Origin of the sequence: Bacillus cereus group sp. BfR-BA-01441 (assembly GCF_022663075.1) — a bacterium.
Classification (GTDB): Bacteria; Bacillota; Bacilli; order Bacillales; family Bacillaceae_G; genus Bacillus_A; species Bacillus_A cereus.
In genome coordinates this window covers 108,241-119,239 of the sequence record NZ_JAKUEU010000007.1, presented here as the reverse complement: position 1 = coordinate 119,239, position 10,999 = coordinate 108,241, and the positions used below count along the sequence as shown (strand labels likewise).

Below are 10,999 nucleotides of genomic sequence, written 5' to 3'. Positions count from 1 at the left end.
ACAACCAACTACAAACAACAATACTACAACAGTTCAAACTGGTGGTTCTTATGTTGTTAACACTGGTGCTTTAAAAGTACGTACAGGCCCAGCTACATACAACGCTGTAATCGGTGGAGTAACAAATGGTAAAGTATTAAACGTTACTGGTGCTGAAAATGGTTGGTACAAAATTAACCATAACGGCCGCACAGGTTACGTAAGTGCAGACTTCGTTAAGTTTGTAAAAGGCGGAGTAAACAACGTTACAAATAACAATAATGTTACAAATAACGTTCAACAACCAGGTAAAGACGTACAAAAACCAACAACAGGTGGAGATACATCTTCAATCGCTGGATTCGCTAGATCTTTAAATGGTTCACCATACAGAACTGCTGGTACAACACCTGCTGGTTTTGACTGCAGTGGATTCATTCACTACGTATTAAATCAAACTGGTCATAAAGGCGCTCGTCAAACAGTTGCTGGATACTGGAGCTCTAAAACAAAAACTAGCAATCCACAACCAGGTGATTTAGTATACTTCCAAAATACTTATAAATCAGGTCCTTCTCACATGGGTGTTTACTTAGGAAACGGTCAGTTCATTAGTGCAGAAACAGATGCAACTGGTGTACGTATTAGTTCTGTAAGTAACTCTTACTGGAGCAAGCACCTATTAGGTTACACAAAAGCATACTAAGAAAAAGTAGTTTTATATACTTTTCGTATAGAGAAAAGGCTTTCCAAGGAAACTTGGGAAGCCTTTTTATAGTTGAATAAATTGGAAGTTTAATAGTTTTTATTTTAACTTTCCATTTAAAAATCGATCATATAAGTCATGGAAATAGTTAGGACGAAATAAGTTCGCTGCATGTCCCGCTAACGGTATTTCCTTATATAGAACGTTAGGCAAAATAGATTTCAAATCAAATAGACAAGATTTATAGAGATGATCATGCTCTCCCATTACCCATAGTATAGGGTGAGGAAGTGATTTTAATTTAGATTTTAAATCGAATTCTAACCGATGTCGTAATGACTGGGCAATTATGGATGAATGTAATTGTAATCCGAAACGGTAGTAAATATTTCTTGAAATGACTGCGAACGGATTTGCTTTTAATATACCGCTTGGAAAAATAGTATTTGCGTATTGAGAGAGCCATTTAGAGTATTCATCTCCTCGCTTCTCCCAAAAATTTTGAAATACATTATATAAACGAGAAGGGTTATTGTAATGTCCTCCAATATGACAAATACTTAATACTTTTTCTGGATGCATTTGTGCAAAAATTGTAGAGATGTAACAGCCGTAACTTAGCGCACAAATATGTGCTTTTTTAATACCTTCTTGCTCATATAAGTTTAATAATTGATCTACGAGGCGCTGTAATGAAAAGTCGATTGCTTCTCCTTTATCATCACCGTGACCTAATAAGTCATAAGTTATAATGTTGTAGGAGGAAGAAAAACGTTTTTGCTCCTTTTTGAAGGCGCGACGATTGCCAACTAATCCATGAATAAAAATAATTGTTTCCTTTTTAGAATGTATATTTGTTTGCAAAAAGGATACTCCTTTCACTAACTGGAGATTTATATCGTGTTGTAAATTATTTATCTATCATTTACATAGAATAATATTAAGTACCAGGTAATAATATCAGATGTTTATATCTGTTGTAAAGATGAGTTTTTATGTATATTTTGTAAAAATAGAAAAAGTGTGTTTACATTCAGTTTACATTTGTATCGTATTCTAATTTTAGAAAGAACAGTTTTGTTTAACATGAGGAGATGAACAGGAATGGAAGTTAGAAATGAAATAAAGAAAAAAGGGAGTTGGAGGCAGTTTTTACGCCTTATTCAAGATACAAATCCTCCGAAAGGAATTTTAGTTTTTGCGTTGTTAATGAGTTTGCTTTCTACGGGAGCGAGTTTATTTATTCCTATGCTGACAAAAGGATTAGTAGATAATTTTTCGCTTTCTTCAATTAGTGTAGGACAAATTGTTGGGTTAATTGCTTTCTTTGTAATGCAAACTATTGCGGCAGGGTTGTCTATATATTTACTAAATTATATTGGGCAGAAGATTGTAGCGGGACTAAGAGAACGTTTGTGGAAAAAGGTACTTATCTTGCCGGTATCTTATTACGATCAAAATAGAACAGGTGATACGATTAGCCGTATGACGAATGATACAGGTGTTGTGAAAACGTTAATTTCTGAGCATTTGTCAAACTTATTAACAGGTGGTATTTCAATTGTTGGATCGTTAATTGTATTATTTGTTTTAGATTGGAAAATGACTGCGTTACTTTTAACGGTTATTCCGTTGTCTGTGTTAATTTTAGTTCCACTTGGACGAAAAATGTATAAGATTTCAAAAGCGCTTCAAGATGAAACTGCATCTTTTACAAGTGTGTTAACGCAAGTGTTATCAGAAATTCGTTTAGTGAAATCTTCAAATACAGAAAAGAGAGAATATGAAACGGGTAATACAGGTATACAAAAGTTATTACAATTTGGTTTGAAAGAAGGAAAAGTGCAAGCATTAATTTCGCCAGTTATGTCGTTTGTTTTAATGGCACTACTTGTTATTATCGTAGGGTATGGCGGGATGCGAGTTTCTAGCGGTGCATTAACAACCGGTGAACTTGTAGCGTTTATTTTGTATTTAGTTCAAATTGTAATGCCAATGAGTCAATTATCTATGTTCTTTACACAATTCCAAAAGGCAATTGGTGCAACGGAAAGAATTAGTACGATTTTAGAATATGAAGTAGAAGATCATGAAACTGGTGTGAAAGTGACAAATGCTAAGCAACCGATCGTTCTTGAAAATGTACATTTTGAGTATAACGAAGAAGAGCAAGTTTTGAAAAATATTGATTTCACAATTGAATCTGGAAAAGTGACAGCAATTGTAGGACCAAGTGGTAGTGGGAAAACAACGTTATTCTCATTACTGGAACGTTTTTATGAGCCAACTAGTGGTGCCATTAAATTAGGAAAAGAATTAATTACGAGTTATTCATTAGAGTCATGGCGACGTCAAATCGGTTACGTATCACAAGATAGTCCGTTAATTGATGGAACGATTCGTGATAATATTTGTTACGGCGTTGAGGGCGAAGTAACAGATGAAGAAATTGAAAAAGTAGCAGCAATGGCATATGTTGATGCATTTATTCATGACTTACCAAACGGTTATGCAACAGAAGTTGGAGAACGCGGTGTGAAGCTTTCTGGGGGACAAAGACAGCGAATTGCCATTGCCCGAGCGTTGCTTCGAAATCCGCAAATTCTTATGCTAGATGAGGCGACTTCAAGCTTAGATAGTAAATCTGAGTCTGTCGTTCAAAAAGCGTTAAATAACTTAATGAAAGGCAGAACAACGTTAGTGATTGCGCATAGACTTTCTACTGTTGTAGATGCAGATAAAATTGTCTTTATTGAAAAAGGGAATCTTACAGGTAGTGGTACGCATGATGAATTATTACAGACGCATGATATGTATCGTGAGTTTGCAACGCAACAATTGAAAATTAAAGAGGGTGCATTATAAAATGAATCATCAGCGGGAAGTTTACTCCACTGATGATTCATTTTTAAAAAATATATTAGATGCTAAGTAGAAAGGAAATGGTTCCTTTGATACCTAAAATTTTAATAGTAGATGACGATCCACACATTAGAGAACTCGTTTCGGTATTTTTAGAACGAGAAGGTTTTCAAACATATGAGGCAATTGATGGAGTAGATGCACTTCAGAAAATGGATGACGTAAAAGTCGATATGGTTATTCTTGATATCATGATGCCAAATATGGATGGATTTGATGTATGTTTTGAATTAAGAAAATACTATGATATCCCGGTTCTGATGCTAACTGCCAAAGGGGAAACATCACAAAAAGTAAAAGGATTTCACCTTGGGACAGATGATTATCTTGTAAAACCATTTGACCCTATAGAATTAGTAGTGAGAGTAAAGGCATTATTGAAACGTTACCAAATTACAGTTTCCCAATCGATTCAAGTTGGAAATGTATTATTAAATCGTAAAACATTCGAAGTTACATCTGGAGAACAAACGGTTACGTTACCGTTAAAAGAATTTGAGCTGCTCTTTACTTTAGGGGCTAAATCGGGAAGAACTTGTTCGAGAGAGCAATTAATTGAAGAAATATGGGGATATGATTTTGAAGGGAATGAACGTACACTAGACGTTCATATTAATCGGTTACGTGAGAAGTTTCAAGAAGAGCAGTCGAAATTTAGTATTAAAACAATAAGAGGATTAGGGTATCGCTTAGAGGTAAGTAAATGAGAAAAAGAAAACGAATGAGTAAGTTGAAGATGCTGAAAGTATTTGGAGCGGTATTAGCGCTCTTTTCTTTTCTTACTATAATTTGGTCTATCGCATTTTATGTAGCAACTAGTATATTGAATGCTTTTGACGTAAACGTATCGCCGTTTGTTGCTTTTCTAATTAGTGATATGGTCGGTTTTGTCTTTATTATTCTTATTTGGACATTGATTGGAATATTAATGAGACCAAAACGAGAGGCGATGATTTGGACTATTATTGAACCGATACAAAAAATTGCAAAAGGAGACTTCTCCGTAAAAATAAGAAATGAAGAAAAGTATGATGGTGAAATTGGCGTGCTCGTAAAAAGTATAAATGATATGACAGATGAACTGAATACGATGGAGAAAATGAGACAAGAGTTTGTATCGAATGTTTCTCATGAAATACAGTCACCGTTAACTTCTATAAAAGGATTTGCTAGAGCACTACAAGACGATAATCTTTCTGAGGAAAAAAGAAAGCATTATCTTACCATTATTGAAACTGAAACAACGAGATTATCTAAACTAAGTCAAAATTTACTAAAGCTAACTCTTTTAGAATCAGAAGAGTATACACCAGAAAGAGTGAGCTATCGATTAGATCAACAATTAAAGCAAATTGTGTTAAATAGTGAACCACTCTGGGCTGAAAAAGAAATTGAGTTAGAACTAGATTTAGAAAAAGTATATGTTATTGCTGACCAAGAAAGTATGAGTCAAGTGTGGATTAATTTAATTCATAATAGTATTAAATTTACTCCAAGCGGTGGTACGATTACTATTCAGTTAAAGGAACATGAGACAGTAGTGGAAGTGCGTATCCGTGATTCAGGAATTGGTATATCAGAAGAACAGAAACAACATATTTTTGAGCGTTTTTATAAAGCGGATTCTTCACGAAATCGTGCCTATGGAGGAAGTGGCTTAGGTTTAGCTATTGTAAAGAAAGTACTCGACCTTCATCAAGGAGAGATAAAAGTGGAGAGTGAGGAAGGAAAAGGTACTGAATTTATTGTGCGTATGCCGAATCATGAAGAGAAATAGTGTTAGAAGGAGAACCTTCTAACACTATTTCTCTTTAAAAATGCATTTACCGTTACTGCAATTATATTGAAAAGCTTTTCCTTCGCTTTTCATACTCATACACTCCCCTATGCTGGATTTGTTTTTATTTTACATGAATAATGGTAAAAAAATGAAACTTATAAATAAAAACTTTCTATAGTTACCTACAAGTAACCTACGCACATGAAAGTGCATCATTGCCTTTTTACATAAACATAGATACAATTTTAATATAATACATAACTGAGATGATTAAGGAGTGTTATACTTGGCAGAATTATTACAAGGTAAAAATGCTTTAATTACAGGAGCAGGTAGAGGGATTGGTCGCGCTGTAGCAATCGCATTAGCGAAAGAAGGCGTAAATGTAGGCTTATTAGCTCGTTCAGAAGAAAACTTAAAAGCTGTAGCAAAAGAAGTAGAAGCAGAAGGTGTAAAAGCTGTTATTGCAACTGCTGATGTTTCTTCATATGAAGAAGTAACAACTGCGATTGAAACGTTAAAAAATGGTTTAGGATCTATCGATATTTTAATTAATAACGCTGGTATTTCTAAATTCGGTAAGTTTTTAGAACTAGACGTTGCTGATTGGGAAAAAATCATTCAAGTAAACTTAATGGGTGTATACTATGCAACTCGTGCAGCTTTACCGAGCATGATTGAACAACAATCTGGTGATATCATTAACATTTCATCTACAGCAGGACAAAAAGGTGCACCTGTAACAAGTGCATATAGTGCTTCTAAATTTGGTGTCCTTGGCTTAACAGAATCGTTAGCGATGGAAGTTCGCAAACATAACATTCGTGTAACAGCTTTAACTCCAAGTACAGTAGCAACTGATATGGCTGTAGATTTAGGATTAACTGATGGAAACCCTGATAAAGTAATGCAAGCAGAAGATATTGCAGAATTTATCGTAGCGCAGCTGAAATTAAATAAACGTACATTTATTAAATCTGCTGGGCTTTGGTCTACTAATCCATAGGAATTAAATTTAACTTTAAAAGAAGGGATATCTATTCTGTAAGGGGTAGATGTCCTTTCTTTATTTTTTGTATTCGAGACAGAATTTTCGGTATAATTAAAAGTGAATGGTAGAAAGCATTGGGAAATTGAAAGGGATGGCAGTTGTAAAAGAGTGATGTAAGGAGGAACAAGGGATGAAAAAGAAGTTTCAAAAATTATAACATGTATCGTGTATAAAGAGATTAGCTCGTGGACCTCCAATATACATAACACTATATTATATATTAAAAAATTGGAGGATATAAATAGATGAGAACTGAAAAAGAAATGTTAGACGTAATTATAAATATAGCAAAAGAGGATGAAAGAATTCGAGCAGTTATCATGAATGGATCGCGTGTAAATCCAAATGTGAAAAGAGATTGTTTTCAAGACTATGATATTATGTATGTTGTAAATGATATACAATCTTTTACGTCTAATCATAATTGGGTTCATAGATTTGGAGAAATAATGATAGTACAAATGCCAGAAGAAATGTCGTTAGTTCAACCAGATGAAGATGGGAAGTTTCCATATTTAATGCAGTTCATGGATGGGAATCGGATTGATTTAACGCTAGTTCCAGTTGAGTTAATAAAAAAGTTCGTTGGACAAGATAGTTTAAGTAAACTGCTTCTTGATAAAGATAATTGTATGGAAGGATTCCCGCCAGCAAGCGATAAGGATTACTTAATAAAAAAGCCTACAGAAAAAGAGTTTTTGGATTGCTGTAATGAATTTTGGTGGTGTAGTACAAATGTGGCAAAAGGGTTATGGAGAGAGGAACTTTCTTATGCAAAAGGAATGCTTGAAGGACCAGTGCGAGATATGTTCATCGTAATGCTAGAATGGCATATTGGTATGAAAACAGACTTTACAGTTAATACAGGGAAGTTTGGAAAGCATTTCGAGCAATATATTGAAGAAGATATGTGGGAGCAATTTAAAAGGACATTTTCTAATGCTGAATATGAAAACATATGGGAGTCATTCTTTGTCATGAGTGATTTATTTAGGGAAGTGGCGAACGAAATCGCTAACACGTATGAATATCAATATCCGCAAGAAGATGATGATAAAGTGACGAACTATTTAAAACATGTGAAAGCTTTGCCAAAAGATAGTACATCAATTTATTAATAATATAAAGTAGTAAGGCTGTCCTAATTAAGGACAGTCTTATTTTTGTTTATGAATAACAATTTCTCTAACAAAGTGCAGATGAATCACATATGAAAATTTAGGGAGGTTTTTTATCATGTATTATTTTTATTCGCCAGAAATGTTTGCTCCATATCAATGGGGACTAGAACGAGATGTTTCGTATGCTTATATGCCATATAACTCATTTTATTATGGAGATTATATAAGCGCATTGCCATACGCATATATCCCTCAAAGCTATGAAGTACAAATGAAAGCAGATGATCGTGGATCGTGGACACCATTTACATGGGTTGAAAAATATGCGTACGCATTTTCAGGACCGTATAATAAAGCGGAAGTAGCTCTTACATTTGATGATGGACCAGATTCAGAATTCACGCCAAAAATATTAGATAAGTTAAAACAACATAATGTAAAAGCTACTTTTTTCTTACTTGGTGAAAACGCAGAAAAATTTCCGAATGTAGTAAAGCGTATTGCAAATGAAGGGCATGTAATTGGTAATCATACGTACAGTCATCCGAATTTAGCGAAAGTAAATGACGCTGAGTACCGTAATCAAATTATAAAAACGGAAGAAATATTAAAACGTTTAGCCGGCTATGCCCCTAAATTTATACGTCCACCGTATGGTGAAATACTTGAAAATCAATTGAATTGGGCAACTGAGCAAAATTTTATGATTGTACAGTGGAGTGTTGATACAGTTGATTGGAAAGGTGTAAGTGCCGATACGATTACAAATAATGTGTTAGGGAATTCATTTCCAGGTAGTGTCATACTGCAGCATTCTACTCCAGGTGGGCATTTACAAGGATCTGTTGATGCACTAGACAAAATCATTCCGCAGTTAAAAACGAAAGGGGCACGTTTTGTAACACTTCCAAGTATGTTCCAGACATCAAAAGAAAGAAAGTGAATGTGTTATAAATTGGAAAAATAAGGGTTGTGTCGTATAATGAAAGTGTAAGTTAGGGGGGGATATAATTGATTGATGCACTAGTAAACATAGGAATAAGCATATTGATTGGTATTATTTTTATACTTGCGGCAATTATTCTTCAAAAAAATCCACCGACCGATATTAATGCGGCATATGGTTATCGTACGAAACGATCTATGAAAAATAAGGAATTATGGGATGCGGGTAACAGGTATAGTGCAGAAGTGATGAAGCAAAACGGATTTATCATGATGTTAATTGGAAGTGTTATTAGTATACTGTTTAGATATCCACATACAATAATAGTGATTATAGTGGTTATGCTGTTATTAATGATTCGTTTATTTATACAAGTAGAGAGTAGATTAAAAATCCTTGAACAATAATAAAAAATAGGACTCTACGCAATATTATGCTAGGAGTCCTATTTTATTTATAAACTATTATTTTTTAATAATTCTTTTCCTTGCTCTATAACAAATTCATAGTATGCAAGATCATACGGATAAATATCTTCAAATGTTATCGTAATCGGTGTATTGTTTAAGACTGAAATAGTCGTTAAAGATGAAATCTCTCCTTTTAATAGTTGTAGAAAAGAAGTTGCATGTACTTTCATCACATCGTCTACTTCTTCACCTGGTGCGAATGGAAGTGGATTGATGACGTTGTGAAAATACATATGACAAAACTCGCGATCAGTAAGATTTGAAATTTCATAATCTATTTTAAAGATTCCCTTGTATGTTAAATCATTAGTTTGAAAGGAAAGCCCTAATTCTTCCTCAATTTCACGAAGACCACCAATTTGTACATCTTCATCATGCATAATATGTCCAGCTGAAGTAATATCCCATATACATGGAGCTTCTTTTTTATTTTTAGAGCGTAATTGGAAATATAAAAACATATCTTCATTATCTTTTTCTACAAACCAGCAATGAAATGTTTCGTGCCAATCGCCGTCACGATGCACTTCATCACGTAATTTCTTCCCAAGTGTATTTCTTTCAGGATCAAATATTGTTAACCACTCTGTCATTTTAATTCCCCTTTCCTCAAATTTTATTATACAATATTTGTATTGAATTTTGGGAAAATAAAGAAAAAGGAGTGGTTATAAGTGGGGATAGAGCGTACGGAAATAAAATCGATTATTTCAACAGAGGAAGAGTTACGGAAAATATTGGGGCAACCAAGTGAGCGAGCGTTGAAAAAAGTCATTTCATCATTAGACCACCATTGCGTAGATTTTCTTTCTAAATCTCCTTTTCTAGTATTATCCACTGGAAATAAGTTGGGGGAGTGTGACGCCTCGCCGCGAGGAGATGCACCTGGATTTGTATACGTACTCAATAATAATAAAATTATCATTCCAGAAAGACCAGGAAATCGTCGTATAGACTCCATTTTGAATATTATTTCAAATCCACGTGTAGGACTAATCTTTTTTATTCCAGGTCTTGGGGAGACACTCAGAATAAATGGCCGAGCGTATATTACAAACGACGAAGAAATTTTGAAAGAAATGCAGGCGAATGGACGCAATCCGTTGCTTGGAATTGTTGTTGAAATAGAAGAGTGTTATATTCATTGTGCAAAAGCGTTTATTCGTTCTAAGATGTGGGATCCAGAATCTTGGTTAAATAAAAAAGAGTTACCATCAGCAGCAAAAATGTTGCTGGAGCATGCGAAAGTGAATACTTCAGAAGAAGATGTTGCACGTTCTTTAGAAGAAAGTTATACAAAAAGATTGTATTAAAAATTTTATTAATATAGTTTTGTAGAGCGGATATGTACGGTTTTTAGAATGGGGAATTTATATATGAACCGTTGATTTATAAACTGGAGAAATAACAAAATAGGTAAATTGAGTGGCGGTTGCATAATGATATTGTGAAATATAATAAAAAAAATTCTTGAAAATAGTTAGTAAAAATAGGCTTGCTTTTTAAAAAGTTGATAACTATAATGAATTAACAAATAGACATGAACGAAAAAGTAACGATAAGGACAAGAAATCATTTTTACGGTTTACAGAGAGGGAAGCCAAGGGTGTGAGCTTCCTAACACGAGAAATGATTTTACCACCTTTGAACTTCAATAGTGAACGAGTAATCTAGTAATTATTGACGGTATCAGCCGTTATCTGAACTTGAGCAATCTAGGGAGAAATACGTCTAGATTGGAACAAGGGTGGAACCACGAAAACACATTCGTCCCTTTCCTAGGGATGAGTGTGTTTTTTTACGGATTTAGAGATTGAAAATTTAAAATAATTTAAAAATAGTATTGATTTTGTTTTTTATGCGAGTATAATGAGTTAACAAATAAACATGAACGAAAAAGTAACGATAAGGACAAGAAATCATTTTTACGGTTTACAGAGAGGGAAGCCAAGGGTGTGAGCTTCCTAACACGAGAAATGATTTTACCACCTTTGAACTTCAATAGTGAACGAGTAATCTAGTAA

The 10,999-nt window shown here is 34.1% G+C and carries 11 protein-coding genes, 1 pseudogene and 2 other annotated features (1 of these 14 cut by a window edge); of the genes and pseudogenes, 9 read left to right on the top strand and 3 right to left on the bottom strand.

Features of this window, described 5'->3' with window-relative positions; all coding sequences use genetic code 11:
• On the top strand, nt 1–685 hold a 685-nt coding region (locus MR107_RS05575; protein ID WP_242292118.1), incomplete at its 5' end, for a C40 family peptidase.
• A gap of 99 nt (nt 686–784) precedes the next feature.
• Here MR107_RS05575 and MR107_RS05570 read toward each other — a convergent pair.
• Complete coding sequence (locus MR107_RS05570; protein WP_001194314.1) at nt 785–1,549, bottom strand: alpha/beta fold hydrolase; 765 nt, start codon at nt 1,547–1,549, stop codon at nt 785–787.
• Between the two features lie 240 nt (nt 1,550–1,789).
• Between MR107_RS05570 and MR107_RS05565 the strand changes: the two genes are divergently transcribed.
• From MR107_RS05565 to hitS, 3 genes are all read left to right on the top strand, one after another.
• On the top strand, nt 1,790–3,550 hold the full coding sequence (locus tag MR107_RS05565; RefSeq protein ID WP_134266197.1) for an ABC transporter ATP-binding protein: 1,761 nt from the start codon (nt 1,790–1,792) through the stop codon (nt 3,548–3,550).
• An 86-nt stretch (nt 3,551–3,636) separates the two neighbouring features.
• Entirely contained in the window at nt 3,637–4,314 is a 678-nt protein-coding gene (gene hitR / locus MR107_RS05560; RefSeq protein WP_000612413.1) for an envelope stress response regulator transcription factor HitR, read from the top strand.
• The gene (gene hitS, locus MR107_RS05555; RefSeq protein ID WP_001231621.1) at nt 4,311–5,384 is read left to right on the top strand and encodes an envelope stress sensor histidine kinase HitS; all 1,074 of its coding nucleotides are present in this window, start codon (nt 4,311–4,313) and stop codon (nt 5,382–5,384) included. The genes hitR and hitS overlap by 4 nt, the downstream gene beginning before the upstream one ends.
• 24 nt (nt 5,385–5,408) lie before the next feature.
• Here hitS and MR107_RS31915 read toward each other — a convergent pair.
• Nucleotides 5,409–5,477: pseudogene (locus MR107_RS31915) on the bottom strand (DUF3139 domain-containing protein); the annotation flags it as partial.
• Between the two features lie 196 nt (nt 5,478–5,673).
• Here MR107_RS31915 and MR107_RS05550 point away from each other — a divergent pair.
• The 4 genes from MR107_RS05550 to MR107_RS05535 all read left to right on the top strand — a co-directional run bounded on the left by MR107_RS05550 (nt 5,674) and on the right by MR107_RS05535 (nt 8,912).
• On the top strand, nt 5,674–6,393 hold the full coding sequence (locus tag MR107_RS05550) for a 3-ketoacyl-ACP reductase (RefSeq protein ID WP_000818985.1): 720 nt from the start codon (nt 5,674–5,676) through the stop codon (nt 6,391–6,393).
• Nucleotides 6,394–6,683: 290 nt separating this feature from the next.
• On the top strand, nt 6,684–7,556 hold the full coding sequence (locus MR107_RS05545) for an aminoglycoside 6-adenylyltransferase (protein WP_001258540.1): 873 nt from the start codon (nt 6,684–6,686) through the stop codon (nt 7,554–7,556).
• A 118-nt stretch (nt 7,557–7,674) separates the two neighbouring features.
• Nucleotides 7,675–8,502, top strand: a complete 828-nt coding sequence (locus MR107_RS05540; RefSeq protein ID WP_000291203.1) for a peptidoglycan-N-acetylglucosamine deacetylase — start codon at nt 7,675–7,677, stop codon at nt 8,500–8,502.
• Between the two features lie 71 nt (nt 8,503–8,573).
• A complete protein-coding gene (locus tag MR107_RS05535; protein WP_025687792.1) occupies nt 8,574–8,912 on the top strand; it encodes an SdpI family protein in 339 nt (112 codons plus the stop codon).
• Between the two features lie 47 nt (nt 8,913–8,959).
• Here MR107_RS05535 and MR107_RS05530 read toward each other — a convergent pair whose 3' ends face one another.
• Nucleotides 8,960–9,568: an NUDIX hydrolase gene (locus tag MR107_RS05530; RefSeq protein ID WP_000141352.1), complete on the bottom strand. Its 609-nt coding sequence runs from the start codon at nt 9,566–9,568 to the stop codon at nt 8,960–8,962.
• Nucleotides 9,569–9,649: 81 nt separating this feature from the next.
• Between MR107_RS05530 and MR107_RS05525 the strand changes: the two genes are divergently transcribed.
• Entirely contained in the window at nt 9,650–10,288 is a 639-nt protein-coding gene (locus MR107_RS05525; protein ID WP_000510728.1) for a pyridoxamine 5'-phosphate oxidase family protein, read from the top strand.
• A 233-nt stretch (nt 10,289–10,521) separates the two neighbouring features.
• Nucleotides 10,522–10,753 (top strand) — a binding site (T-box leader).
• A gap of 115 nt (nt 10,754–10,868) precedes the next feature.
• Nucleotides 10,869–10,999, top strand: a binding site (T-box leader) (it continues 101 nt past the right edge of the window).

What these genes read in the sequence shown, in the direction of transcription:
- MR107_RS05565 (WP_134266197.1), top strand. Translation starts at nt 1,790, where the DNA reads ATGGAAGTTAGAAATGAAATAAAGAAAAAAGGGAGTTGGAGGCAGTTT.
- hitS (WP_001231621.1), top strand. Translation starts at nt 4,311, where the DNA reads ATGAGAAAAAGAAAACGAATGAGTAAGTTGAAGATGCTGAAAGTATTT.
- MR107_RS05545 (WP_001258540.1), top strand. Translation starts at nt 6,684, where the DNA reads ATGAGAACTGAAAAAGAAATGTTAGACGTAATTATAAATATAGCAAAA.
- MR107_RS05540 (WP_000291203.1), top strand. Translation starts at nt 7,675, where the DNA reads ATGTATTATTTTTATTCGCCAGAAATGTTTGCTCCATATCAATGGGGA.
- MR107_RS05530 (WP_000141352.1), bottom strand. Translation starts at nt 9,568, where the DNA reads ATGACAGAGTGGTTAACAATATTTGATCCTGAAAGAAATACACTTGGG.